The sequence below is a fragment of the Vibrio sp. Scap24 genome (genome assembly GCF_013394185.1).
Taxonomy (GTDB): Bacteria; Pseudomonadota; Gammaproteobacteria; order Enterobacterales; family Vibrionaceae; genus Vibrio; species Vibrio pomeroyi.
The window spans coordinates 2233044-2259971 of sequence record NZ_CP041332.1; the positions used below are offsets into that span (position 1 = coordinate 2233044).

Genomic DNA, 26928 nt, shown 5'->3' on the forward strand with positions numbered 1-26928 from the left:
TCTTGACCCACAACTTACCCGCGCGATTGGTTCACGATAAGGAGAAGTTTCAGCAGTCGAGAAGAAGAAAAAATCATTACACAAATATCCGTAAATAAACTGTTAACACCATATTTACCGCAATTTATTCTGAGCGTCAAACAAGAAAATCCAATATCAGCGTGCTTTGGCGGTGTTTTGGTTTGGTTTGTGCTGCTTGTGTGTTGTTTGTTGGTGTTATCGGCTGATTGAGTGTTTTGTATTGGGCGGTTAGTTTATCGTTTGGCTGATGTGTAGGTTAAAACTTTGTAGTAAATCTTTTTGATGGAACGATTCACCAAAAAAATCACAAGCGTGACCAAATTAATTAATCACATGATTAAATAATGAGTAATTAATCTTCTACTGTTACGCCTGTTTATCTCTATAATTAATCAGATGATTAATTATAGAGATGGATTTTTTCCATGACGGTACGAAAAGCGGGGCGACCTCAAAAGAACTTAGATGTTCGACAGTTATTAATTGAGCATGCTCGTGATCTGTTTGTTGTTCTGCCATACGACAAGGTCTCGACACGCCTGATTGCTGAGCGTGCGGGTGTCAATATTGCGATGATCCGTTATTACTTTGGCAGTAAGGCCGGGCTGTTTGAAGCCATGCTGCGTGAAACGCTACGACCGATGCAATTGCAGATGCAAAGGTTGGTTGAAGAAGGTAGTCATGAGAGCTTTCTTGACCTAATGCGGACTTACTACAAAGAGATGGTCAAGGTACCTAAGTTTCCTCGCTTGCTAGCCCAAGTGATGAATATGCCTCCCTCTGAAGTGCAAAGAGAATTGCTCGAAAAGGTTTTTCACGATGTCGCTAAGCCAGCTCAGGATGTCATTTTTGAAAAACTGGTTGAACAAGGCGTTTTAAGAAAAGAGATGGATCCCAAACTCTGCCGCGTGTCGTATATAAGCTTGATGGTGTTCCCGTTCATTGCGCCCCCACCTTTGCTTGCTATTCATGGTATTGAGATTAATGAAGAATTTCTTAACCGCTTAATCGAACACAACATTAAATTGATGACAGAAGGCTTTATAAATACGCCTAGCCCTTCTTCTGTGCAGGACCAAAGATAATGAAAATAAATAAAAAACTACTCTTCTTTCCAGCACTTGCGGTTGGTGTGATTGGCCTTGTCGCCGCGATTAACTTGAAGCCGGATCTTCCAACCAAACCTGCGGGTGATAGAGCCCGCTTAGTTGATACAGTAAGCCTAGAGCAACAACTGATAGCGCCGTTAGCGGTTGGCTTTGGCAAGGTGGTGCCGAAAGTCGAATGGAAAGCAATTGCCGAGGTAACAGGGCAGATTGTCTATCGACATCCAGATCTTGAAAAAGGGCAGGTGATCTCTGCAGGAACGGTCGTGCTCAAAGTTGATCCATTGGATTACGAATTGAAACTGATACAAGCAGAGGCGGATCTAAAATCAAGCCAAACCTCATTAGCGAAATTGAATCAAGAAGAAGACAACCTTAATCAGACTCTTAAGATCGAAAAGAATCGCTTAGTGATCAGTAATAAAGAGTTACAACGTAAACAGGATCTGCGTAAGAAAGGGCTGACTTCGCAGTCTGATGTCGATCTACAAAAACAAAGTGCGCTATCTCAACAGAAGTTGGTATTAGATATCGCGAACCAAATCGCATTAATGCCAGACGAAAAACGTGTTGCGGAAGCGGTGATTAAGGTCAATGTATCTAAAGTCAAAGAGGCGCAACGCTCTCTCGATAAGACTACCGTCACTTTACCAAGAGCGATGCGAATTGCTCAAGTTGATATCGAGCAAAATCAAGTGGTTAACCTTCAACAAGAGATGTTTATTGCTCACGGGATTGATGTTATGGAAGTGGAGGCGCAACTTTCTATTCACGATATGCAAACCTTAGCCTCCAGTTTTAAGCAGTTCCCTCGCGATACCGCAGGAATTCCTAATCCTTATGAAGCGCCAATCAAAGCAAGCATCCAACTTAACAGCGGTAACCTGAACCTTAGCTGGCCTGCGAAGGTAGCAAGAATCAGCGAAACGGTTGATGAAAACCAAGCGACGGCGGGGATTATTCTCGAGATCGCTCAAGACTATTCACAACTGCAGCCAGACAGCGCAACGCCGTTGGTTAATGGTATGTTTGTAAAAGCCGAGATTGAAGGTGTAGCGAATCTGAGTTGGGTTCTGCCGGAGCGAGCACTGCATGGTGATAAGGTTTACTTGATGGACGACAATCAACGCTTGCAAGTGGTGAATGTTGAAGTGCTTTATCGCAGAGACAATCAAGTGGTTGTGAGTGGTGAGCTACAAACCGGAGACAAGTTGGTTCTAAATGATGTCCTGCCAGCTATCGAGGGCATGTTATTGAAAGAGTCGAACTCTGAAGAGGATGAGCTTGAATCGGATACTCAGGAGAGTGCGTCATGATCAAGTTCTTCTCTAGGCACCCAACAGCAGCCAACTTGTTGATGCTTGGATTGTTGATCATGGGTATAAGCTCATTATCAACAATCAAGCGTGAAACCTTCCCCGCTTATGATCCGCCTTACATTATGGCAGCCATCGTTTATCCCGGCGCTTCTCCACAAGAAGTGGAAGAGAGCCTATGTGTGCGAATGGAAGATGCAGTAGACGGCTTAGCCAACATTGAAGAAACTCAGTGTGAGGCGATCGAAGGTAGCGCACGTCTAATTCTGAAGTTAAATGAGAAAGCGGATATTGGCCGAATGCTGGTGGACGTGCAAACCCAGATCAACGCGATCAATGACTTCCCAACCGAGATTGAATCACCTGTTGTTCAAGAGCTAGATTGGAATGAACCAGTTGTTGATATCGCCATCACAGCCGAAACGTCGTGGCCGGAACTTAAGGCCTACGCGGAAGATCTTAAGCGCACTATGAAGCTCGATTACGGTGTATCTTTGGTCGAGGTCAGCGGCTTCTCAGATCATCAATATCGTGTTGAGTTGGATACCCAAGCGATTCGCCAGCTGGGTTTGAGCGTCGGTGATATTGCAGATCAAATTGGTCGTCAGAATGTGAAGCTTCCGAGTGGTAACGTTGAAACACCTGATAAAAACTTCCTGATTCGTTTTGACGAGAGACGAATCACACCGGTTGAACTTGAAAGTATCGTGGTTGGTTCTGCGCCTAATGGCTCGGTGATCCGTTTGAGAGACATAGCCAAAATAACCGACCGCTTTGAGCTGGATGAACAGAAGGTGTTATTTGATGGCAAGCCTTCGGCGCTGCTTAAGATCAGTAAGAACAAAGAAGACGATGCGCTGCGAATCAAAGAGAACGTAACACGATTCGTTGAAGATCAAAGCGCGATTGCTCCTGACGGTGTGACGCTACAAATGACCAACGATCTCTCCTCTGTGCTGTGGGATCGTTTAACCATGATGGCGCGTAATGGCTGGCAAGGTATTGTGCTGGTGTTCGCCACCATGTGGCTGTTCTTCAGCTTACGTTATTCATTTTGGGTAGCGGCGGGGTTGCCGGTAGCCTTCCTTGGTGGTTTGTTTTTGATGGCCAATCTTGGTTTATCGATTAACATTATGTCGCTGGTCGGACTGTTGATGGCGATTGGTATCATGATGGATGACGCCATCGTGATTGCCGAATCGATAGCGTCCCATTTAGATCGGGGGCAAAACGTTGATGATGCGGTGTACAACGGCGTTAAGAAAGTGTTTCCCGGAGTGTTGTCTTCTTTCTTAACCACGGTGTGTATTTTCGGTAGCTTACTGTTCCTAGATGGCGAGATGGGCGCGGTGCTTAAGGCCGTTCCTCAAGTCTTGATTTTGGTGCTGTCGTTGAGCTTGATTGAAGCCTTCCTGATCCTACCTAATCACCTATCTCATTCATTACACAAAGAAAAGAATGACAAGCCAGCGCTGCGTTTTAAGGTTGTGTTGCTTGAGAAGTTTGAGAACTTCCGTAATACCACTTTGATGAACATGGTTGAGAAAGTCGTGACGTTCCGCTACGCCTTTATGGGCGGAGTGATTACGCTATTGTTGCTTTCAGTAGCCTTGATTGCTGGCGGGGTTGTTAAGTTTCAACCTTTCCCTGAGCTGGATGGTGATATTGCCGAAGCGCGTATCATTCTTCCACCGGGCGCATCACTGTCTCAAACCGAAAAAGTGGTCGATAAAATTGTCGCGTCGGCTGAGCGTTTGAACAAGCAATGGAGCGAAGAGGTTGAAGAAGGCAATACACTGGTCGAGCACATAACTAGCCAATTCAATGCTAACGCCGATGCCAATGAATCTGGCCCACACCTAGCCACAGTGCGCTTAGACTTACGCGGAGCAGAGAGTCGTAATACGGTGATCGATGATTTCATCGATGCATGGCGAGAGGACATCGGTGAACTTGCAGATCCAATCTCACTGGTATTCAAGCAACCGACCATGGGGCCGGGTGGTCGCGCTATCGAGATTCGAGCTAAGCATGATGACCTAAGTGCATTGAAATCCGCTTCTCTGGATATTCAGGAATACCTTAATCAGTTCGATGGCGTGCACGGTGTGCTTGATGACATGCGCATGGGTAAAGAAGAGATCTTGGTGAAGCTGCGTCCGGGCGCTGAAACCTACAACGTGAATGGGCAGATGATCGCTTCTCAATTGCGTGCGGCTTTCTTCGGTCAGACAGCGGATGAGATTCAAATTGGTGTCGAGAATATCTCGATTGAGGTTCGTCTTGATAAAGAACAAGCGGGTGATTTACAGCAACTGGCTAACTTCCCAATCATCACCGCAGATGGCAGTCAGATTCCATTAGCTACCCTGGCAACGTTAGATTTTCAACGTAACTACGTGCGAATCCAACGTATCGATGGCCTGAGAACCATCAGTATCTTTGGTGACATAGATAATAAGAAGGCGAGCTCTTCCGCGATTTTAGCTCAGTTCCAAAAAGAAGAAGCAGCTAAGCTGATTCAAAAATACCCGGGCTTACGTTTTGATTTTGAAGGCGAAGCCAAAGATGCCGCTAAGACCGGAGCCTCGATGGGCAAAGGTTTCTTATTGGGCTTATTCGGTGTGTTTGCGATTCTTAGTTATCAATTCCGAAGCTACTTGGAGCCTGTGGTCGTGATGTTGGCGATTCCACTGGCGTTCATTGGTGTCGTTGTTGGTCACTGGTTGTTAGGTCACGCACTGAGTATGCCAAGCATGATGGGCTTTGTGTCGCTAGCAGGGATCGTGGTCAATGATTCGATTTTGTTGGTGCAATACATACGTCACCATGTCGATGAAGGGGATAGCGTGCATGACTCGGTTGTTAAAGCCAGCCGCGAGCGTTTCCGTGCGGTATTTTTAACGTCTATGACTACGGCCGCAGGTTTATTGCCGCTGTTAACGGAAACCAGCTTACAGGCTCAGGTTATTCAGCCTCTGGTTATTTCGATTGTGTTCGGGATATTTGCCTCAACCTTGTTGGTGCTGTTTATGATCCCTGCGGCCTACGCTATCTTGGCTGACTTTGGTTTAGTGAAAAAGCACGAGCCTCTTTCGCTATAGAGCTTTGAAGCAAGAAAAGAAGTAATAAACAATGAAGCGGCCTAGTGCCGCTTTATCTTTATAGGGTGTTTTTGTCATCACCTTAGCCTGAGGGGGCTTCATTGCACACCCCAAGGAAATTTCATTTTAGTTCATTCAAAACGTCACTTAACTGTCATTTGTTGGGCATAACTTGACCCTTAACTGAATAAGAATTGTTAAGGAGATCGTATGCGTACTATCGAACCTATTGTCCGCTGGGATGTGGCATTTTCTGTTTTCTGTTTGAAAAACCGTTATAGCGGGCAACATGCAACACTCAGTAAAGCGGTGTCTCATACTGGGGATGGACACCTTTACGTGTTAATCGCGTTGATTGCTTTGCTGGCGGATAGCAGTACTGGCCGAGATTTTCTCTTGGTCGGTTTAACCGCGTTTGCTATCGAGCTGCCTATCTACTGGTTCGCAAAAAATACCCTCAAACGCCGCAGGCCAGCAGAGTTCTCTTCACTGCTTTATTCCCACATTGTGCCATCCGATAAATACAGCCTGCCATCTGGGCATTCCGCGGCGGCTTTTGTTATGGCGACTCTAATCGGACATTTCTATCCGAGCTTATATCTCTTTAGTTTGTTTTGGGCGATAGCGATCGCTGGCTCTCGAATCTTACTTGGTGTGCACTTTTTAACAGACGTATTGATAGGTGCCGCTTTGGGCATTGCTTGTACGAGCCTAGCTATCAGTTTCATTCTGTAATCATTTTGTTGGCAATCTCTGCCGCGTTTAAGTGGTAACTCTAAAGGAAAAAGCATGAAAATCTTATATGGCGTACAGGGCACTGGAAATGGTCACATCGCGCGTGCGAGAGCAATGGCCGTCGCCTTTCGTCAGCAAAATATCGATGTCGACTTTCTATTCTCTGGACGAGAAGAGAGCAAGTACTTCTCGATGGAAGAATTTGGAAACTACCAAACCCGCAGTGGCTTAACGTTTTACAGCGAGCAAGGGCAGGTGAAATACGGCAAAACATTCATCAAGAACAACATCTGGCGATTTCTGAGTGAGATTAACCAGATCGATCTGACACCGTATGATTTAGTGCTTAACGACTTTGAGCCTGTGACTGCTTGGGCAGCTAAAAGACAAGGCGTACCTTGCATAGGTATAAGCCACCAAAATGCGTTCCGCTATGATGTGCCTAAAGAAGGCGGCAACTGGATTGAGCATTCTGTGATTCAACACTTCGCCCCAACCGAGCACTCAATTGGACTGCACTGGTATCACTTTGAACAGCCGATATTGCCACCGATCGTTCATACACTCACAGGTGAACAACAAACCAAAACGCCGCAAGATTTCACTTTGGTCTATCTGCCGTTTGAGGATCTAGAGGCGATTTCAGAGCTTCTGATGAAGTTCATTTCTCATAATTTTGTCTGTTATCACCCGAATGTGATTGAGCAAAGCCGAGTTGAAAATATTGAGTTTAAACCGCTCAGTCATGCAGGCTTCCAATTCGACCTCAGCCAGTGCTCAGGTGTGGTGGCAAATGGAGGATTTGAATTACCCTCTGAAGCTCTAACGTTGGGTAAGAAGTTGCTCCTTAAACCGCTTGATGGGCAGTTTGAACAACAGAGCAATGTGGCGACGCTAGAGGCGCTTGGATTGGCTCAAACAATGAGCTTTTTAGACCCTGCTATCTTGCGTGGTTGGCTCAACGAAAAACAAGCGGAAGTGGTCACTTATCCAGACGTCGCGAGCGCACTTGTTGAGTGGGTATTGGCAGGAAATTGGTCCAACCAAGATGACTTAAGAAAGCAGCTTTGGGACAAGGTCGACTTTCCTAGTTATGCATCGCTCACCTAACTCATAAGTGTTATTTCTGAATTAACTAGCTGAACAATTCACGCGTTCAATAAATTGTAACAAATGTAACCAAACGATAGAACAGCTAAATAAGTCGAAATGAAACTCATAAGTGACGCATTTTATGTTTTTTTATAACTCTATAAATTACTGATTTTTAGGTGTTAATTAATCATTAAGGTAAAATAAAATTATTCTTTATCAATCTTGTTGGTAGCTCGAGATGTATTGGTTAATAGTAATGGTAATCCGAAAAACATCGGTCTGATAAATATAAGAATTAGTGGTTATCTATTCCCATACCATTACCAATTTAACGCTGTCGAACCGACAAGAGGCAACTTGAATGTTAGAGAAAAAAGACGCAATGAGTGCAATTGCAAGCTACAGAATGGAAAGCACACTTCGTGGAGTCGACTTAAACTTATTGACTGTATTTGATGCAGTTATGCAAGAGCAAAACATTACACGTGCAGCTCACAATCTGGGTATGTCTCAGCCAGCTGTAAGTAACGCTGTTGCTCGTCTAAAAGTGATGTTCAACGACGAACTATTCATGCGTCAAGGTCGTGGTATTCAACCGACTCAACGTGCTCGTCAGTTGTTTGGCCCAATCCGCCAAGCGCTACAGTTAGTACGCAACGAACTACCAAGTTCTGTGTTCTCTCCAGAGTCGTCTTCTCGTCTGTTCAAACTTGCGATTTGCAGCCCTTGTGACATGCGTTTTGCACCTAAGATCATGTCGACAATTAACGAGCAAGCACCAAGCGTTAAACTGCACATGGATGCTGAGTTCGACCGTCAGCTTTCTGAGCGTATGCGCTACCAAGAAATCGACTTCGTAATCGATTACGCTCGCTTTGATGAGCAAGGTTTCTCAAGCACTGAAATCTTCCAAGATGAGTTGGTTGTTGTCGCTTCTGCTTCTCACCCACGCATTAACGGTGAAGTAACAGCGGCAGAGCTACTTAACGAAAAGCACGCAAAACTGTCTCGCATTCACGGTCAACGTAGCTTCTCTGAGCAAGCTTACCGTGACCTAGATTGCATGCCTTTCTACGAAGGCACGAGCCTAAGCAACGTTCTTTACGTTGTAGGTCAGTCTGAGCTAGTAACGATTGCTCCTCGTTGGATGGTAGAACATGCAGCAAACAAAGAGCAGCTTCAGATTCTAGACTTCCCATTTGATAATGCGGCAATTTCAGGCTTCCTAAGCTGGCACGAATCAAGTGAAAAGGACAAAGGACACATTTGGTTACGAGATCAGTTAATGATGATCTGTGGCGAAGTAGTGGCACTTAACTAGACACTAATCCCTATGTTTTATAAGCCCTAAGCTAGGAGTCTGGCTTGGGGCTTTTTTGTACCTGCTATTTTTGTTGATAGAAAACTTAGCGTGAGACGTACTATTACTTATAACTTTGAGCTTCATCAGTTGCCTTTTCCATGATCAGAGGTACACTTGTGCGCTCAAAAAAGCTTACAGGTGTAAGCCAAAGGTAAAGAGATGGCCAATTTAGATTTTCATATCGTAAAAAGACTTCGTGACCAAATTGCCCAAGGCGGCAACCGTACAGCTTTGAAGCACAAAGTAGACAATGTATGGCAAGGTATTAGCTGGGAGCAGTTTGGACAACAAATCGATACGCTTTCATTAGCACTATTGGCTCAGGGACTGAGAGTTCAAGATAAGATCGGTATCTATTCAAACAATATGCCTCAATGGACCGTGGCAGATTTTGCATCTTTACAAGCTCGTCTTGTGACTGTGCCGATTTATCCAACCAACACAGCAGCGCAGTCGTCTTACATCATCCAAAATGCGGATGTGAAGATCTTATTCGTTGGTGAGCAAGTTCAATTTGACGCGGCGGTGAGCCTATTTGAAGAGTGCGAACAGCTAGAAGTGGTTGTCGCGATGTCTGATGATATCGACCTTCAAGGCCATAGCTTTGCGGTATCTTGGGCTGATTTCATGGCGCGCGGTGTTGAGGCTCAACAAGCTGAACTTGATGCTCGTCTTGCAGATGCAAGCATGGACGACTTGCTGACTCTTATCTATACCTCTGGTACAACTGGCCAGCCGAAAGGCGTAATGCTTGATTACACCAACATTGGTTATCAATTAGAAGGCCACGATGAGCGTCTAAGCTTAAGCAAAGACGATGTCTCGTTGTGTTTCTTACCTCTATCTCACGTATTTGAGCGAGCGTGGACTTTCTACGTTCTCTATAAAGGCGCAACCAACTGTTACCTGCAAGATACGATGCAGGTGCGTGATGCGCTGAGCGATGTGAAACCAACCGTAATGTGTGCGGTTCCACGTTTCTACGAGAAGATTTTCTCTGCGATTCACGAGAAGGTTTCGAAAGCGCCGTTTATCCGTAAGGTTCTATTTACTTGGGCGGTGAACATGGGAGCAAAACTCTCTGTTTGTCACCAAGAAGGTCGCACGCCTTCACTAATGCTGAAGAAGAGCCATGCGCTAGCAGACAAGCTTGTGTTATCTAAACTGCGAGCACTGTTAGGCGGCAACATCAACTTCATGCCATGTGGTGGCGCGAAGCTAGATGAAACCATTGGTCGTTTCTTCCATGCTATCGGTATCAACGTAAAACTTGGCTACGGCATGACAGAAACCACAGCAACGGTGTCTTGTTGGGATGACCGCTGCTTTAACCCTGATTCTATCGGTATGTCTATGCCGGGCGCAGAAGTTAAGATTGGTGCTCAGAACGAGATTCTTGTTCGTGGTCCAATGGTGATGCGTGGCTACTACAAGATGCCTGAAGAAACCGCGAAAACATTCGATGAACACGGTTTCTTGAAAACTGGTGATGCGGGTCATTTTGATGAAAATGGTAACCTGTTCATTACTGACCGTATCAAAGAGCTGATGAAAACCTCTGGCGGTAAATACATTGCACCGCAAGTGGTGGAAGGCGCGATTGGTAAAGATCACTTTATCGAACAGATTGCCGTTATCGCTGACACACGTAAATTTGTTTCGGCACTGATTGTTCCTTGTTACGACTCGCTAGAAGAGTACGCAAAAGAACTGAACATCAAGTACCACGACCGTGTTGAGCTTATCAAGCACCACCAAATCGTTGAGATGCTAGAGAAGCGTGTGAATGACCTGCAGCAAGAGCTCGCGAAGTTTGAGCAAGTTAAGAAGTTCAAGCTATTGCCGAAAGCGTTTTCTATGGATGATGGTGAACTGACGCCGACCCAGAAACTGCGTCGTAAGGTTATCAACGATAAGTATCAAGACGAAATCGAAGAAATGTACACTGAAAAGTCGAAAGATAAGTAGTTTTCTACTGAGATAAATTTTCAGTTGTTTAAAAATCCCCCTACGAATGTGATTGCATTTTTAGGGGGATTTTTTGTATCTAGTGACCAAGCACAATGTGCGAAAGCGCACACAGATAAGCTCGATATTTATCGATAATTAGCGATTCATTTAAATATTAAGTGCTTTTTTTTGTTCTATTTCTAGTTTTAATATCTAGTTATTAATCTTAGTTTGGGTTTTATTTGATGCTTTAAGCTAATAGTTGGTTTTTTGACATGATTGTCGGATAACAGGTGTTAGACCAGATGATAATAAAGCGTTAAAGTTGTTTCGTATTACTGTTTGTTGTTATCACGACAGACAGCATAGCCGAAAAAGTGGAAGTATTTCGAATTAGGCTACGAATAAGCCCTAGACTATGAAAAACCAGCCCAACATGTTCACCAAATATGATTGGAAACTGGTGAGGAGAGCAATATGACAACAAAACCTGAAACAGCAATGTTATCCGGCGCTGAGATGGTGGTGCAGTCTCTAATTGAAGAGGGTGTAGAACAAATCTTTGGTTATCCAGGTGGTTCTGTACTTGATATCTACGATGCGCTGCATGCTAAAACTGCTGAAATTAAACACGTATTAGTACGACACGAACAAGCCGCTACCCATATGGCTGATGGCTATACTCGTTCTACCGGTAAACCGGGCGTAGTACTTGTGTGTTCTGGTCCAGGCGCAACCAATACCGTTACAGGTATTGCGACAGCGTACATGGACTCAATCCCAATGATTGTTATTTCTGGTAACGTACCAAATAACCTGATTGGTAACGACGCCTTCCAAGAGTGTGACATCGTCGGTGTATCTCGCCCGATCGTTAAACACAGCTTCCTAGTTAAGAAAGCGGAAGATATCCCTGAAGTCGTTAAAAAAGCCTTCTATATTTCAACGACAGGACGTCCTGGTCCTGTGGTTATCGATCTGCCGAAGGATATCCTAAACCCACAAATCAAGCTTCCTTATGAATACCCTGAAACGATCAAAATGCGTTCGTACAACCCAACGGTTACGGGTCATAAAGGTCAAATCAAGAAGGCACTAAAAGCACTTCATGAAGCGAAGAAGCCGGTACTTTATGTCGGCGGTGGTGCAGTTATCTCTGAAGCAGACCAACAGCTGATTAAATTGGCTGAAGCACTTAATTTACCCGTTGTAAGTACCCTAATGGGTCTTGGTGCCTTCCCTGGCACTCATAAGAACTCTTTGGGTATGCTGGGCATGCACGGTTTGTATGAAGCCAATATGGCGATGCACAATGCCGATCTTATCTTTGGTGTCGGTGTACGTTTTGATGACCGTACTACCAACAACCTAGACAAATACTGCCCGAACGCGAAAATCATGCACATTGATATCGACCCATCGTCGATCTCTAAGAACGTGAAAGTGGATCTACCGATTGTAGGTTCTGCAGAAAAAGTTCTAGAAAGCATGGTGAACCTGCTGATTGAGCAAGGTGGCACTAACGATGCTGAGGCGATGGAAAGCTGGTGGAGTGAAATCAAACAGTGGCAAGAGCGTGATTGCTTAGCTTATGAGAAATCTTCTGAGCGCATTAAGCCACAACAAGTTATTGAAACACTGCACAAAGTAACCAATGGCGATGCGTATGTTGCCTCGGATGTTGGTCAGCACCAGATGTTTGCTGCATTGTACTACCCATTCAACAAACCACGCCGTTGGATTAACTCGGGTGGCCTAGGCACGATGGGCTTTGGTTTACCTGCTGGTATGGGTGTTAAGTTTGCTAAGCCAGACGAAGAAGTGGTTGTTGTAACCGGTGACGGCAGTATTCAAATGAATATCCAAGAGCTGTCGACGGCGCTGCAATACAATATCCCAGTTAAGATTATTAACCTGAACAACCGTTTCTTAGGAATGGTTAAACAGTGGCAAGACATTGTTTATCAAGGTCGTCACTCTAACTCATATATGGACTCTGTTCCTGATTTTGCTGCCATCGCGGAGGCTTATGGCCACGTAGGTATGCGCATTTCATCTCCGGATGAATTGGAATCAGGTTTGGAAAAAGCACTGGCGATGAAAGACCGTTTGGTATTTGTCGATATCAGTGTTGATGACACCGAGCACGTATACCCAATGCAGATCAAAGGCGAGGGTATGGATAACATGTGGCTAAGCAAAACGGAGAGAACATAATATGAGACACATTATTTCACTACTAATGGAAAACCAACCGGGTGCGCTTTCTCGTGTGGTTGGCTTGTTTTCTCAACGTGGCTACAACATCGAGTCATTGAACGTATCTCCAACTGATGATCCAACACTTTCTCGTTTGAACGTGACAACTAACTCCAGCGAAATGCAGCTTGAGCAGATCCAGAAGCAGCTGCATAAGCTGATCGATGTACTTAAGGTACAAGAGGTCTCTGAGCTTGAGCACATCGAACGTGAACTTCTGATGGTAAAAGTACGTGCGAGCGGCTTTGCTCGTGCAGAAGTGAAGCGTACAGCGGATATTTTCCGTGGTCAGATCGTTGATGTGACAGCTTCGCAATATACGGTGCAAATGGCGGGCACGAGCGAGAAGCTTGATGCTTTCATTCAGGCTTTGTCTGAAGTAACGGAAGTACTTGAGGTAGCGCGAAGTGGCGTGGTTGGTATCGCTCGTGGTGAACGAGCGCTGAAAGCCTAGACGATAAGTCTTTATAAAATAGCTTTAAAGCCGCTTTTTTAAGCGGCTTTTATTTTGTTAATTTTTTAGAGTGCTATAATCCCGCGCTCGACTTCCATTCACCTGAGTTAGCAATGAGAACTAAAAAATCAATAATTACATTGCTGATTATCTCTATCACACTGTCTTCTGCTGTAGGGTTGTATTATTTACAACGCTATCAAGACGTTAAAACTCAGAGCTTCAATGAGTCGGCAAAACAAGCCCTTCATCAATTGGTCTATGCAGAACGAGACTACAACCTTCTAAAATCTCAATTAGTCTCTGTTATGGAGTTACTCAGCCATAGCCAAAGTTTAGTTAATTTCGCCTCTTCTCCATCAGACCAAACCAAAAACCTGCTTGAAGAAGTGTGGCAGTCTGTTCTAGTGAACCAAAAATGGTACACACAAATTCATCTGCTTGATATTTCCGGTAAAGAACTAGTGCGTGTGAACTATTCGTCTGCAACAGGCGAGGTGACGTTACCTCAGCACCTTCAAGACCGATCGGAATCGAGTTACTACCAATTTGCACAAGGCTTGGAACGTGAAGAGATTGGCGGCTGGGGGATAGAACTTGAAACCGAACATGGCGAGTTAACCTATCCTTATAAACCCGTTCTGCGAGTCTTCACTCCCGTTGAAACACCAGAGAAGCGTGTCGGCTATCTTGTGATTAATTTGGATGTTTGGGGACTGTCTTCGCGTCTTAATTTCTCACCGGATTATGATTTTCGATCTGAGGTCGTCAATGAGTCGGGCTATTACATTGCGAGTAACAACAGCAGTAAGCTTTTCGGTGATTCCGTTCCAGAAAGAAAGAGCTTCAACCTAAAAAATCTCGCGCCTAAGACATGGGAAGCGATTTCTCGTGAACAAATGGGCACGGTGTTTGAAGACGGTAACCTGTTCGCGTTTAACACGGTCAAGCTCGCGAATAATCAAAAAATGCACCTGTTGATCCACTTGAACGAGAAACAGCTTCTTGATCGAGCTGAGCGTGATTTGAATGATCTTGCCCACGAAGAGATCATTGTTCTATTTACCGTTCTGATTTTCGCCTTTCCATTTGCTTATCTGGTGACGCACTATCGACGTCGTAGTTTGGAAAGTAAATTAGCACGTGCGGCATTGAACGGCATGTCGGCAGTGATGATCTCTGACAAGCAACATCGTGCCATGATGATCAATAACGAATTTGAAAACATGACGGGTTACAGTAAAAACCAAGTCATCGGCCACAATGCCTTGCAGCTGCTGCTGGAAAATACCGAGCAGGTGCTCTCTAGTGAATCTATCTGGCAGCACCTAGAGCAAGAGGAAGTGTGGGAAGGAGAGGTGCTGTGTAAGAACAAGCTTCGTATTCCTTTTACTGCCATCATGCGAGTCCATGCGGTCAAAAACAATTCGGGCAAAGTGAGTTATTACATTACCTCGTTGGTTGATATCTCGGTAAGGAAAGAGCTTGAAGTGCGTCTGCGTTTTCTGAGTGAGCGAGACGCTTTGAGTAACCTCTGGAACCGACGTAAGTTCGAAGAACAACTGGCTTACTATTCTCGCTTGGTTGAGCGTTACCCTAATGAAGCCACCACTTGTTTAGCCTTAGTCGATATCGATAACTTTAAGCGAATCAATGATGAGCTTGGCCACGATGAGGGTGACCGCGTGATTGCGCGCGTTGCTGGGCTCTTACAAGATAGCCTTCGCAGTACCGACTTTGTTGCTCGTGTTGGGGGAGAAGAGTTCGCATTGCTGATGCCACACACGTCGCTGCCGGAAGCGAAGCGCGTGTTAGACCGATTACGCATTGAGATAGAGTTAGCAGCCGGTACTAAGGTGACGGTGAGTGTTGGCTTTACGGATTTAACCAGTAACAGCACCCGCTCATACAAATGTGCGGACGTCGGTCTCTACGAATCGAAATCCTCTGGTCGCAATACGGTCTCTATGTGTCCTAGCCACGCTGATGTTGCTTAGCTTTCTGCCTATTTAGTTTCTTTCTTCTCTCTGACTCATCTCTTTAAACTACTTTTCGATTGATTTTGCCTTCCCTGCTCTTTATTAGGAATCTCACTTTTGAGCGACCTATGTCACAAAATCTATACAGTTAGACTAAAGTCTAATATTGGTGATAATTTGAGCTAAACTGAACAAATAGTAAACTACCTTGCTTCAGATTACATCGTGCTTAACGGTGTAATAAATAGAGTGTTTACCAGATGTAAAAGGATGACACCGTTAACTTAATTCAACTGATTAGCTAGCTTTTTCAATGGTTTGAAAAGCAGCAGTAGAATTAGGTTAGCTGGAGCAAGAGTTTGGGGATCATACAGTCTGGTTAAAAGAGGCGTGGTATGTTTGTCGATTTTTTAGTGAGGTTAACCATAGGCACATTAGCCATTCTTGGCTTTCAATTGAGTGCTTTGTATTTTTTACCTATGGTTGTGCTGCTCAATACTCATCACAAAGAGTTTTTTGGGTGGTAGTTCAGTCGTAATACTGGAAACAAAAAACGGAGCCATTGGGCTCCGTTTTTATTTGGTTAGAAACTACTTTAGCGTTATGCCGCTTCGATAACTTCTTCAATTCGTTTCATTGAACCTAGCAGGTGTTGATCAAGCAGTTCAGTCGCTTGTTCTACATTTTTCGACAGTACTAGCTTCATGATCATTTCGTGCTCATCAATATTGAACAGATCATCAGACGCGCTTTCAGCAGACATCGCTAAGAAGCGGTAACGTTTTACTTGGTTGATCAGGTCATCAAAGAACTTAAACATGTTCTCTGAATCAGCGCCTTCAAGTAACGCAACGTGGAATTGTTGGTGACGCTCTTCCCACTCAACACAATCAAACTCTTCTGATACGTGCTGTACTCGTGACAATTTATGGTAAGACGTAAGTACATCTAGTTCCCAGCTCTCATCACCCGCTGAAATCGCCTTTTTGAGTAGAACAGAAGAGACAACACGAAGGCTTTCGTATAGATCATTCAGTTCTTTCTTTGATACAGGAGATACCCAGCAGCCTTTTTGTGGCTCAAGCTTTACGTATTTGCTCCAAGATAATTGTACCAAGGCTTCGCGAATTGGAGATGCGCCTACGTTGTATCGTGCTTTTAGATCAGCAACAACGAGTTTTTGGCCTGGGGTTAACTCACCATTAAGAATATCTTGGCGAATCATCTTTGATACTTTGTCAGTGAGCGTAGGACTAGACATTACAAACCTCATGTATATTGATTTCTAGTCTGCTAATCCGTCTCTTAGAAAGAGCCCATTGGAAGTTAACAGTACGTAGTTCTATTGTGATTGATAATACAGCGTACTGAAAAGTTAGGCAAGATTTTGTTTCATAAAAAAAGAGGGCCGAAGCCCTCTTTTATATTTTATGCGAATCGGTTCATTCTTATAGAACGTGAACAGATGCCGTGTTTGTAGTACCAGAAGCTACTAGAGCACCAGAAACCATAACTACGATGTCGCCTTTGTTACCTAGGCCAGATTGTAGAGCGATTTCTTTACCGTTGATGTAGAACGCGTCTGTGTTCTCGATAGAGTCAACAAGAACTGGCTTAACACCTTTAGTAAGAACTAGCTGTGCAGCTGTCTTTTCGTTAGTTGTTAGAGCAAGGATGTTTGCAGTTGGGAAGTACTTACGTACTGAACGTGCAGACTTGCCGCCTTCAGTTGCAACAACGATTAGAGGAGCAGCTAGCTTCTCTGCTGTGTCTACAGCGCCTTTACATACTGCTTCAGTGATGCGTAGACGTGGGCTGTCTAGACGAGAACCTAGCTCAGCTTTAAGAGCAGAATCAGTACGGTTCGCGATTTGAGCCATGATAGTAACAGCTTCAACTGGGTACTTACCTTTAGCAGTTTCGCCAGAAAGCATTACTGCATCAGTACCATCCATGATTGCGTTCGCAACGTCACCCGCTTCTGCACGAGTTGGACGTGGGTTGCTGATCATAGAGTCAAGCATTTGAGTTGCTGTGATAACCATCTTACGTGCACGGTTACACTTCTCGATCATCATCTTCTGAGCGAAGATTACTTCTTCAGCAGGGATTTCAACACCTAGGTCACCACGAGCAACCATGATGCCGTCAGAAGCTTCAAGGATTGAATCGAAGTTATCTACACCTTCTTGGTTTTCAATCTTAGAAATGATGTGGATGTTCTCGCCGCCGTTAGCGTTTAGAAGCTCACGGATTTCTTTAACGTCTTCTTCTTTACGGATGAAAGAAGCAGCAACGAAATCTACGCCTTGCTCACAACCAAACTTAAGGTCAGCTTTGTCTTTCTCAGAAAGAGCAGGAAGTTGAACAGAAACGCCAGGAAGGTTAACACCTTTGTTTTCGCCTAGAGCACCGTTGTTAAGAACTTTACACTTAACTTCAGTTTCTGTTGTTGCGATAACTTCCATTTCGATAAGGCCGTCATCAACAAGGATAGTGTTACCTGCAGTTAGGTCTTTAGCGAAACCTAGGTAAGTTACTGCAACTACGTCTTTGTTACCAACAACTGTTGCGTCAGTTGTGAAAGTGAACTCTTGACCAGCTACTAGATCTACGTCGTTACCATCTTCAAGTTTGATAGTACGGATTTCTGGACCTTTAGTATCTAGAAGGATAGCAAGTTGCTCACCTTTGTTTTCCATTACTTTACGGAAGTTCGCGATACGAGTGCCGTGCTCTGCGAAATCACCGTGAGAGAAGTTAAGACGCATAACGTTCATGCCAGCATCTACTAGTTCAGTTAGCTTCTCTACAGATTCAGTTTTAGGGCCAATCGTACATACGATTTTGGTCTTTTTCATGGAAGGTACTCTCCGGTAAGTATTGTTACAATTTGAAATTTATTTAAGTTCTGAAGATTGGTCCGCTACATCAACATTTTGTGCCTGTTGTGTAAAAGCGCGGGACTTCCAATATGTCCTTCAGAGTTGTAAGTCTTTCATCAATTTTAGTCATTTTATGACCAAAAGATTTTGATTCAATATCGGTTTTCTGTGACTTACCCCACTATATAGGCGGTAAGTTGCAAAAAAATAACAGTCAGTTTTGTAATTTTTTTTCTTTTCGGGTGCGGATTCTACCACCTAATGACTTCAATATCACTGCTTAACAATTGTCTTAGGACAAGGTTTTATCGCTATTTATTAATTTTTTGGATCAAAATAAATGGACTAAATAGTTTCGTTGCAACTATAATATGTTTCATATCGAAACTTAACGGTCTTTTTTAAATGTCGAAACGAAACACTCAGCTCAGAAGACATGCAATTTCTAACCTAGTGAACGAAAAAGGGGAGGTTAGTGTTGATGAATTATCCGCTAAGTTCGAAACCTCAGAGGTCACTATTAGAAAGGACTTGGCGTCTTTAGAGAAAAACGGTCAGCTTTTACGCCGTTATGGTGGTGCGATTTCGTTACCGAAAGAGGTTGTGAACGAAGAACTGGGTCAACAAGTTTCGACTCGAAAGCTTTCTTTGGCAAAAGCTGCTGCAGATTTAATTCGTGACCATAACCGTATTGTGATCGACAGCGGCAGCACAACAGGTGCCCTAATTCAGCAGCTAAACAGTAAGCGTGGTTTGGTGGTTATGACCAACTCATTGCATGTGGCTAACGCTCTTAATGAGCTGGAAAGTGAACCGACGCTACTCATGACCGGCGGCACTTGGGATACCCATTCGGATTCTTTCCAAGGCAAAGTCGCAGAGTCAGTACTGCGTGCTTACGATTTTGACCAACTGTTTATCGGGGCTGATGGTATCGACCTCGACAGAGGCACAACCACATTCAATGAGTTGGTTGGCCTGAGTAAAGTTATGGCTGAAGTGTCACGAGAAGTGATCGTGATGGTTGAGTCTGAAAAAGTGGGACGAAAGATCCCCAACTTAGAGCTGGCTTGGAACCACATCGATATTTTGATTACCGATACAGACTTGAGCAAAGAATCTCAAGCAAGTATCGAGTCACATGACGTTCGAGTGATCCTGACTGATCCAGCTTAAAACTAATTTTAAATATTATGCATTTAACTTCCTATAATTGATCTTATTAAAGATATGGCCTTTGCTTGCTGCCAGTAGGAATAAACAAAATTGATGGAGTAAAACTATGTGTGGAATTGTTGGTGCAGTAGCACAACGTGATGTAGCCGAAATCTTAGTAGAAGGCCTTCGCCGCCTAGAATACCGTGGCTACGACTCTGCAGGTGTCGCTGTGGTTGATAGCGAATCTAACCTAACTCGTGTTCGCCGCTTAGGTAAAGTACAAGAGCTAGCAGACGCGGTAGAAGAGCAACAAGTGATTGGCGGTACAGGTATCGCTCACACTCGTTGGGCAACACACGGTGAGCCGTCTGAAGCGAACGCACACCCACACATGTCTGGTGATATCGCAGTTGTACACAACGGCATTATCGAAAACCACGAAGCACTGCGTGCTCTGCTGCAAGAGCGTGGTTACGTATTTACTTCACAAACGGATACAGAAGTTATCGCTCACTTAGTTGAGTGGGAACTTCGTACTTCTGATTCATTGGTTGAAGCTCTGCAAAAAACAGCTAAACAGTTAGACGGTGCGTACGGCACGGTTGTGGTTGATCGCAAAGATCCTAGCCGCATTGTTGTTGCTCGTTCTGGTAGCCCAATCGTTATTGGTTTTGGTGTGGGTGAGAACTTCCTAGCATCAGACCAACTTGCACTACTAAGCGTAACTCGTCGCTTCATGTACTTAGAAGAGGGTGATGTTGCTGAGGTTACTCGTCGTGATGTAACAGTATTTGATGTAGCGGGTGAGCGTGTTGAACGTGAAATCGTTGAATCTAACGCAGAACACGATGCAGGTGACAAAGGTAAATACCGTCACTTCATGCAGAAAGAGATCTTCGAACAGCCAACCGCGTTGATCAACACAATGGAAGGTCGTATCTCTGAAACTTCGGTTATCACTAACGCAATTGGTGTTAAAGCTGAAGAGATCCTAAGCAAGGTTGAACACGTGCAGATCATCGCATGTGGTACTTCTTACAACTCAGGTATGGCCGCTCGTTACTGGTTTGAGTCTCTAGCGGGCGTAAGCTGTGACGTAGAGATTGCTTCTGAATTCCGTTACCGTGATTTCGTTGTTCGCCCGAACAGTCTACTCGTCACTCTGTCTCAGTCTGGTGAAACGGCTGATACGCTTGCTGCACTTCGTCTTGCAAAAGAGAAAGGCTACATGTCAGCAATGACTATCTGTAACGTTGCGGGTTCTTCACTGGTTCGTGAATCTGATTTTGCTTTCATGACTCGCGCCGGAACAGAGATCGGTGTAGCTTCAACTAAGGCTTTCACAACTCAACTAGCAGCAATGCTGATGATGGTTACTTCAATTGGTCGTCTGCAAGGTCGTATTAATGAAGAGAAAGAAGCTGAAATCGTTAAAGCGCTGCACGAGCTACCAACGGCTATCGAACAAGCTCTAGCATTCGATAAAGAGATCGAAGCGCTAGCACCTGACTTTGCTGATAAGCACCACACATTGTTCCTAGGTCGTGGCGAGTTCTACCCAATCGCAATGGAAGCGTCTCTGAAGCTGAAAGAGATCTCTTACATTCACGCAGAAGCATACGCTGCTGGTGAACTAAAGCACGGTCCTCTAGCACTTATTGATGCTGACATGCCTGTAGTAGTAATTGCACCAAGTAATGACTTACTAGAGAAGCTGAAATCAAACGTTGAAGAAGTACGTGCTCGCGGCGGTCTACTTTACGTATTCGCTGACCAAGACGCTGGCTTTGAAAGCGATGAGAACATGAAGATCATCAAGATGCCTCATGTAAGCGAAGTTACAGCGCCTATCTACTACACTGTACCGATGCAGCTGCTGTCTTACCACGTAGCGCTAATCAAAGGTACCGATGTTGACCAACCTCGTAACCTAGCGAAAGCGGTAACCGTTGAGTAATCGACAGATTATCTAAGCAATAGATAATAAGAAGCCCATCCAATGATGGGCTTTTTTGTACCTGTTACTTTGCAAGCTTATCTTCTAGTGTTGCTTATAAGTCTTAAGCGTTAAGAGCTTGCTCTAGGTCAACCAAGATATCTTCGATGTGCTCAATCCCTACTGATAGGCGAATCATCTCTGGTGACACACCAGCCTGCTTTTGTTCCGCTTCGCTTAATTGACGGTGCGTTGTAGAAGCTGGGTGACAAGCAAGAGACTTGGCGTCGCCAATGTTCACTAGGCGCTTGAAGATTTGCAGCGCGTCGTAGAAGCGAACACCTGCTTCATAGCCGTCCTTCAAGCCAAAAGATAAAATAGCCGATGGCTTACCTTGCATGTATTTTTCAGCAAGCGGGTAGAATTCTGAACTCGACAAGCCTGCGTAGCTTACCCAACTGACCTTCTCGTGTTGTTTGAGATATTCAGCTACTTTCAATGCATTCTCTGTGTGTCGCTCCATGCGTAGCGACAACGTCTCTAAGCCTTGCATCAGCATGAAAGCATTCATTGGCGACAGTGCGGCGCCTGTATTGCGTAGTGGAACCGTTCTAGCGCGACCAATAAACGCAGCTTCACCAAAGGCTTCGGTATAAACCACACCGTGATAAGAAGGCTCTGGCTGATTAAACACAGGGAAGCGATCTTTGTGTTCTGCCCATGGGAACTTGCCTGAGTCGACAATCACGCCACCTAATGTTGTTCCGTGACCACCAACGTATTTGGTTAGTGAGTGCACTACGATGTCAGCGCCAAAATCGATAGGCTTGCAAAGCACTGGTGTCGCGACTGTGTTATCGACAATCACGGGTACACCCTGCGCGTGAGCAAGTTCTGCGACACGCTCTAAGTCGATAATATTACCCGCTGGGTTACCAATACTTTCACAGTAAACCGCCTTGGTTTTTTCATCGATCAGCGCCGCTAAGCTTTCTGGTTTGTCATCTTTAGCAAAGCGAACTTCGATCCCTTGGTTGGGTAGCATATGAGCAAATAGGGTGTACGTGCCGCCGTAAAGTTGAGGTGTCGAGACGATGTTGTCACCGATCTGTGCCAAGGTTTGAATCGCGTAGTTAATCGCGGCACTGCCCGCACTTACCACTAAACCTGCAATACCACCTTCTAAGGCAGCCATGCGCTTTTCTAGCACATCATTGGTCGGGTTCATTATACGAGTGTAGATGTTGCCGGGTACTGCAAGGTTAAATAGGTCGGCACCGTGTTGTGCATCATCGAATTCATACGCGACGGTTTGATAGATAGGTGTTGCTACCGATTTAGTCGTTGGATCAGTTTCGTAGCCGAAGTGAATCGAGAGCGTTTCGTCTTTCATGTGTCTTCCCTGAACAATTGATTGATTTGTGTACATTCATATTGCCGATTTTTCTATAAAAGAAAAGTAAGCTTAGTCACAGAGAAGCAATTGGAATTGTGTGCGGGACGATTCGTTATTCTTTAGAAGTGCAGGGTGTGATTTGTACTATTCCAGAAAAGCAAAAAGCCAGAGCAGCATGAACTGTTCTGGCTTTTCTAATTTGGTGGCCCCTCCCAGATTTGAACTGGGGACCGAACGATTATGAGTCGTGCGCTCTAACCACTGAGCTAAGGGGCCGTAGGGCATAGATTATAGGGGAAGCATTCAGTGGTGTCTAGACACTATAAGGGGCAATTCCGCTTACATCTTAGCCACTTAAATCACACGGATAAAAAAAAGGTGAGCCAACGCTCACCTTTTCTTATTTATGCTTAAAAGCTAACCACACTTGAGTGTGCGATTACTCGTCTAGGAAGCTACGCAGAGTTTCTGAGCGGCTTGGGTGACGAAGTTTACGCAGTGCTTTTGCTTCGATCTGACGGATACGTTCACGAGTTACGTCGAACTGCTTACCAACTTCTTCGAGAGTGTGGTCAGTGTTCATGTCGATACCGAAACGCATACGCAGTACTTTAGCTTCACGAGGTGTTAGGCCAGCAAGAACGTCTTTCGTTGCACCGCGTAGGCTTGTTGCCGTTGCAGAGTCTAGAGGTAGTTCTAGCGTTGTATCCTCGATGAAATCACCTAGGTGCGAATCTTCGTCGTCACCGATTGGTGTCTCCATTGAGATTGGCTCTTTAGCGATTTTCAGTACTTTACGGATCTTGTCTTCAGGCATTTGCATGCGTTCAGCCAACTCTTCCGGAAGTGGTTCACGACCCATCTCTTGTAGCATTTGACGAGAGATACGGTTTAGTTTGTTGATCGTTTCGATCATGTGAACCGGAATACGGATAGTGCGAGCTTGGTCGGCAATCGAACGAGTGATTGCTTGACGGATCCACCAAGTAGCGTAAGTAGAGAACTTGTAACCACGACGGTATTCAAACTTATCTACGGCTTTCATCAGACCGATGTTACCTTCTTGGATTAGATCCAGGAATTGTAGACCACGGTTTGTGTACTTCTTAGCAATCGAGATTACTAGACGTAAGTTCGCTTCAACCATCTCTTTCTTCGCACGACGAGCTTTCGCTTCACCGATAGACATACGACGGCTGATGTCTTTAATGCTTTGAACAGTAAGAGACGTCTCTTTCTCGATCATATCCAGTTTTTGGATTGAGCGACGGATGTCATTCTCGTTACGTTTGATCTTTTCTGCGTATGGCTTGTCAGAAGCAAGAACTTCATCCAACCATGCTTCGCTAGATTCGTTGCCAGTAAATAGAGCAATGAAAGATTTCTTCGGCATTTTGCCGTACTCAACCGTTTGACGCATGATTAGGCGTTCTTGGGTACGTACACGATCCATAGAGTTACGCAGTTCGTTTACTAGGTAATCAAACTGTTTTGGTGTAAGACGAAACTCTTTGAATACGTCTTGCATCATTGTTGTTGCAAGCATAGCTTTCGGGCTTTCATGGCCGTACTCGTTGATCGCTAGTTGACGATTCTGGTAGCTAGTACGAAGTGCTGTGAACTTCTCAAGAGCAAGCTCAGGATCAATACCTGTATCTTCTTCTTCCTCTTCCTCGTCGTCTTCAGCGTCTTCTTTGTCTTCGTCTTCCAGATCTGTTTCAGCAAGTTCTGAACCGATGTGAGTTGCCGTTGGCGCAGCAGTGCCATCGTCATCTGGGTCAACAAAGCCATTGATTAGGTCTGTTAAGCGAATCTCTTCTGCTTGTACGCGGTCAAACTGTTCCAAGATGTATGGAATAGTGCCTGGGTACTCAGCAACAGAAAGTTGAACCGTATTGATACCATCTTCAATACGTTTCGCAATGTCGATTTCGCCTTCACGAGTCAGTAGTTCAACCGTACCCATTTCACGCATGTACATACGAACTGGGTCAGTAGTACGGCCAATCTCGCTTTCTACGCTTGAAAGCGCAGCAGCTGCAGCTTCGGCTGCATCTTCATCTATATTGGCATCGTCATCATTAAGTGCTAGATCATCAGCATCAGGTGCAGTTTCAACTACCTTGATACCCATGTCGTTAATCATTTGAATGATGTCTTCTACCTGTTCAGAATCCACGATTTCTGCAGGTAGGTGGTCGTTTACTTCGGCGTAGGTCAGATAGCCTTGTTCCTTGCCTTTAATAACAAGTAATTTAAGCTGTGACTGCGGATTTTGATCCATAGATGATATCCAACTTCAGGTCTGGTGAAGGACGTTGCATTCTCAAATGCAAACCAATTATGTTAACAAATTTATTAAATGCTGACTAATCAAACAGGGTTACGCTTTTAGATCTAGCATTAAAGCTAGTAGCTCCCTTTTTTCTTCGGCTGATAAACCGACGCTTCTTGCTTTGGCCTGCAGGTTTTCAATTTGTTTTTCAACGCACTGGGCAAGTATATTGTCCAATGAGTCTAAAAATATGTCTTCTTGATTGTCTTCGTCGAGGGGGATTTCCCAGCTCGCGAGACGAGACAGAAGAGCCTCATGTTTATTGTGTCGCCAATGCTCTAATAATTGGCCTGTGTTGATATGGGGATGCTCGTGGCATTTATCAAGTACTTCGACGAATAAACTTAGTCCAGGCAACTGTAAGCCTTTGACACTTGATAAATCCGGTACCATATCAGCATAGCTCGGATTTTGGATAAGCAAAGCGATAACTTCACGCATTGGAGTGCGCTTCAGCTCTTTATGCGGTTGAGGTGTCGGGTTCTGTGTATGAACTCGTGCACGTCGCAATTGGTTATCAAATCCAGTCCGCTCATCGAGCAGTTTTTCGAGCAGTTCTTGGAAGTAACTGTCAGGAATTTTGTTAATCAAGGCGCTAGCGTGTGCACGCAGTGCCGATTTTCCTTCCGTTGTTCCCAAGTTCAACTTATGTATTTCAATCAGGTTATCGAACAAATAGGTCGAAAGCGGCGTCGCATTATGAACGAGCTGTTCGAAAGCGGCTTTGCCGTGCTCTCTTATATAGCTATCTGGGTCTTCACCGTCTGGCAAGAATAGAAACTTGAGTGTGTTCCCCGTTTTCAGGTACTCAAGGGCATTTTCTAATGCACGCCACGCGGCTTCTTTACCTGCTCGGTCACCATCGTAACAACAAACCACAGTGCTGGTTTGGCGGAACAACATTTGAATGTGGTCGCCAGTTGTTGAGGTACCCAGTGATGCCACTGAATAATCGACACCGTATTGCGCAAGAGCTACGACATCCATGTAACCTTCAACCACAAGTACTTGCGGCGGTTCACGGTAGGCTTGCAACACTTCATAAAGGCCGTAAAGCTCTTTACCTTTATGGAAGATAGGTGTTTCCGGTGAGTTCAGATATTTTGGTGTTCCGTCTTCTAAGACACGACCACCAAAACCAATCACACGGCCGCGACGATCGCGAATCGGGAACATCACGCGTCCACGGAATCGGTCGTATCGGTTACCTTTATCGTTCTCTATTAACATGCCGCCGGTCACGAGCATGTCTTGGGCTTCTTTCTGTTGGCCAAAGTTCTTACGAACTAAGTCCCACTCATCCGCCACATAACCAATGCCAAACTTCTGGACGATTTCGCCAGATAGGCCGCGATTCTTTAGGTATTCAATCGCTGGTTTGTTGGCTGATATTTTCAGCTGAGAGCGATAGAACTGGCTGATGCCGCCCATCAAATCATATAGGTTACGTTTTTGTTCGCTGTTGGCTCTAGGTGTTGTTGATATCTCGCCGCTGCGCTGTTCTCTAGGAACATCGAGCCCTAAGTAAGAAGCTAGTTCTTCAATGGCTTCAACAAAATCGAGACGTTCGAACTCCATAATGAAGTCGATAGCATTACCGTGTACGCCACAACCAAAGCAGTGATAAAACTGTTTTTCTTGGCTTACGCTAAAAGAAGGGGTCTTTTCGTTGTGGAATGGGCAACAAGCACCATAGTTTTTGCCTTTTTTCTTAAGTTTCACGCGTGCGTCCACAATGTCGACAATGTCGAGACGAGCTAGGAGATCATCGATGAAACTACGCGGGATGTGTCCTGCCATAAAACCTTAGAAAAATGCACTAACTGAGAGTGTGGA

17 protein-coding genes and 1 tRNA gene are annotated in these 26928 nt (G+C 44.8%); 12 read left to right on the top strand and 6 right to left on the bottom strand.

All coding sequences use genetic code 11. The features are described 5' to 3' along the window. Positions 1-446: 446 nt before the first annotated feature. From FLM53_RS09960 to FLM53_RS10005, 10 genes are all read left to right on the top strand, one after another. Positions 447-1106 (top strand): TetR/AcrR family transcriptional regulator, encoded by a 660-nt coding sequence (locus FLM53_RS09960; RefSeq protein WP_176680864.1) that lies wholly within the window; start codon positions 447-449, stop codon positions 1104-1106. Beyond that, positions 1106-2443: an efflux RND transporter periplasmic adaptor subunit gene (locus FLM53_RS09965; RefSeq protein ID WP_176680865.1), complete on the top strand. Its 1338-nt coding sequence runs from the start codon at positions 1106-1108 to the stop codon at positions 2441-2443. Before FLM53_RS09960 ends, FLM53_RS09965 begins: the two co-directional genes overlap by 1 nt. After that, complete coding sequence (locus FLM53_RS09970) at positions 2440-5547, top strand: efflux RND transporter permease subunit (RefSeq protein ID WP_176680866.1); 3108 nt, start codon at positions 2440-2442, stop codon at positions 5545-5547. Before FLM53_RS09965 ends, FLM53_RS09970 begins: the two co-directional genes overlap by 4 nt. Positions 5548-5757: 210 nt before the next feature. Further along, entirely contained in the window at positions 5758-6282 is a 525-nt protein-coding gene (locus tag FLM53_RS09975; RefSeq protein ID WP_176680867.1) for a phosphatase PAP2 family protein, read from the top strand. Between the two features lie 54 nt (positions 6283-6336). Further along, positions 6337-7392 (top strand): MJ1255/VC2487 family glycosyltransferase, encoded by a 1056-nt coding sequence (locus tag FLM53_RS09980; RefSeq protein ID WP_176680868.1) that lies wholly within the window; start codon positions 6337-6339, stop codon positions 7390-7392. Between the two features lie 346 nt (positions 7393-7738). Then, complete coding sequence (gene leuO, locus FLM53_RS09985; RefSeq protein ID WP_176680869.1) at positions 7739-8698, top strand: transcriptional regulator LeuO; 960 nt, start codon at positions 7739-7741, stop codon at positions 8696-8698. A 201-nt stretch (positions 8699-8899) separates the two neighbouring features. Beyond that, the gene (locus FLM53_RS09990; protein ID WP_102321197.1) at positions 8900-10708 is read left to right on the top strand and encodes a long-chain fatty acid--CoA ligase; all 1809 of its coding nucleotides are present in this window, start codon (positions 8900-8902) and stop codon (positions 10706-10708) included. Between the two features lie 459 nt (positions 10709-11167). Then, complete coding sequence (locus tag FLM53_RS09995) at positions 11168-12907, top strand: acetolactate synthase 3 large subunit (RefSeq protein WP_176680870.1); 1740 nt, start codon at positions 11168-11170, stop codon at positions 12905-12907. 1 nt (position 12908) lies between these two features. Further along, positions 12909-13403 carry an acetolactate synthase small subunit gene (gene ilvN / locus FLM53_RS10000; protein WP_008219984.1) on the top strand — a complete coding sequence of 165 codons (495 nt, stop codon included), beginning with the start codon at positions 12909-12911 and terminating at the stop codon, positions 13401-13403. Positions 13404-13516: 113 nt separating this feature from the next. Then, entirely contained in the window at positions 13517-15400 is a 1884-nt protein-coding gene (locus FLM53_RS10005) for a GGDEF domain-containing protein (RefSeq protein ID WP_176680871.1), read from the top strand. A 583-nt stretch (positions 15401-15983) separates the two neighbouring features. On the opposite strand, the gene FLM53_RS10010 is transcribed toward FLM53_RS10005, so the two are convergent. After that, on the bottom strand, positions 15984-16655 hold the full coding sequence (locus FLM53_RS10010; protein ID WP_176680872.1) for a GntR family transcriptional regulator: 672 nt from the start codon (positions 16653-16655) through the stop codon (positions 15984-15986). A 175-nt stretch (positions 16656-16830) separates the two neighbouring features. After that, positions 16831-18243: a pyruvate kinase PykF gene (pykF, locus tag FLM53_RS10015; protein WP_017061403.1), complete on the bottom strand. Its 1413-nt coding sequence runs from the start codon at positions 18241-18243 to the stop codon at positions 16831-16833. A 429-nt stretch (positions 18244-18672) separates the two neighbouring features. Here pykF and FLM53_RS10020 point away from each other — a divergent pair, with 429 nt between their 5' ends. Further along, the gene (locus FLM53_RS10020; RefSeq protein WP_176680873.1) at positions 18673-19443 is read left to right on the top strand and encodes a DeoR/GlpR family DNA-binding transcription regulator; all 771 of its coding nucleotides are present in this window, start codon (positions 18673-18675) and stop codon (positions 19441-19443) included. 106 nt (positions 19444-19549) lie between these two features. Beyond that, on the top strand, positions 19550-21382 hold the full coding sequence (gene glmS, locus FLM53_RS10025) for a glutamine--fructose-6-phosphate transaminase (isomerizing) (RefSeq protein ID WP_176680874.1): 1833 nt from the start codon (positions 19550-19552) through the stop codon (positions 21380-21382). 103 nt (positions 21383-21485) lie between these two features. Here glmS and FLM53_RS10030 read toward each other — a convergent pair whose 3' ends face one another. From FLM53_RS10030 to dnaG, 4 genes are all read right to left on the bottom strand, one after another. After that, complete coding sequence (locus FLM53_RS10030) at positions 21486-22754, bottom strand: O-acetylhomoserine aminocarboxypropyltransferase/cysteine synthase family protein (protein WP_176680875.1); 1269 nt, start codon at positions 22752-22754, stop codon at positions 21486-21488. A 203-nt stretch (positions 22755-22957) separates the two neighbouring features. Then, positions 22958-23033 (bottom strand) — tRNA-Ile (locus FLM53_RS10035). Between the two features lie 163 nt (positions 23034-23196). Beyond that, positions 23197-25041 carry an RNA polymerase sigma factor RpoD gene (gene rpoD, locus FLM53_RS10040; protein ID WP_017629389.1) on the bottom strand — a complete coding sequence of 615 codons (1845 nt, stop codon included), beginning with the start codon at positions 25039-25041 and terminating at the stop codon, positions 23197-23199. Positions 25042-25140: 99 nt separating this feature from the next. Beyond that, on the bottom strand, positions 25141-26892 hold the full coding sequence (dnaG, locus tag FLM53_RS10045) for a DNA primase (RefSeq protein WP_176680876.1): 1752 nt from the start codon (positions 26890-26892) through the stop codon (positions 25141-25143). Positions 26893-26928 lie beyond the last annotated feature (36 nt).

Coding starts and splice junctions, on each gene's coding strand:
- glmS (WP_176680874.1), top strand. CDS start 19,550: ATGTGTGGAATTGTTGGTGCAGTAGCACAACGTGATGTAGCCGAAATC.
- FLM53_RS09975 (WP_176680867.1), top strand. CDS start 5,758: ATGCGTACTATCGAACCTATTGTCCGCTGGGATGTGGCATTTTCTGTT.
- FLM53_RS09970 (WP_176680866.1), top strand. CDS start 2,440: ATGATCAAGTTCTTCTCTAGGCACCCAACAGCAGCCAACTTGTTGATG.
- FLM53_RS10020 (WP_176680873.1), top strand. CDS start 18,673: ATGTCGAAACGAAACACTCAGCTCAGAAGACATGCAATTTCTAACCTA.
- FLM53_RS10005 (WP_176680871.1), top strand. CDS start 13,517: ATGAGAACTAAAAAATCAATAATTACATTGCTGATTATCTCTATCACA.
- leuO (WP_176680869.1), top strand. CDS start 7,739: ATGTTAGAGAAAAAAGACGCAATGAGTGCAATTGCAAGCTACAGAATG.
- FLM53_RS09995 (WP_176680870.1), top strand. CDS start 11,168: ATGACAACAAAACCTGAAACAGCAATGTTATCCGGCGCTGAGATGGTG.
- FLM53_RS09960 (WP_176680864.1), top strand. CDS start 447: ATGACGGTACGAAAAGCGGGGCGACCTCAAAAGAACTTAGATGTTCGA.
- pykF (WP_017061403.1), bottom strand. CDS start 18,243: ATGAAAAAGACCAAAATCGTATGTACGATTGGCCCTAAAACTGAATCT.
- FLM53_RS09990 (WP_102321197.1), top strand. CDS start 8,900: ATGGCCAATTTAGATTTTCATATCGTAAAAAGACTTCGTGACCAAATT.
- FLM53_RS09965 (WP_176680865.1), top strand. CDS start 1,106: ATGAAAATAAATAAAAAACTACTCTTCTTTCCAGCACTTGCGGTTGGT.
- ilvN (WP_008219984.1), top strand. CDS start 12,909: ATGAGACACATTATTTCACTACTAATGGAAAACCAACCGGGTGCGCTT.
- FLM53_RS10030 (WP_176680875.1), bottom strand. CDS start 22,754: ATGAAAGACGAAACGCTCTCGATTCACTTCGGCTACGAAACTGATCCA.
- FLM53_RS10010 (WP_176680872.1), bottom strand. CDS start 16,655: ATGAGGTTTGTAATGTCTAGTCCTACGCTCACTGACAAAGTATCAAAG.
- FLM53_RS09980 (WP_176680868.1), top strand. CDS start 6,337: ATGAAAATCTTATATGGCGTACAGGGCACTGGAAATGGTCACATCGCG.
- rpoD (WP_017629389.1), bottom strand. CDS start 25,041: ATGGATCAAAATCCGCAGTCACAGCTTAAATTACTTGTTATTAAAGGC.
- dnaG (WP_176680876.1), bottom strand. CDS start 26,892: ATGGCAGGACACATCCCGCGTAGTTTCATCGATGATCTCCTAGCTCGT.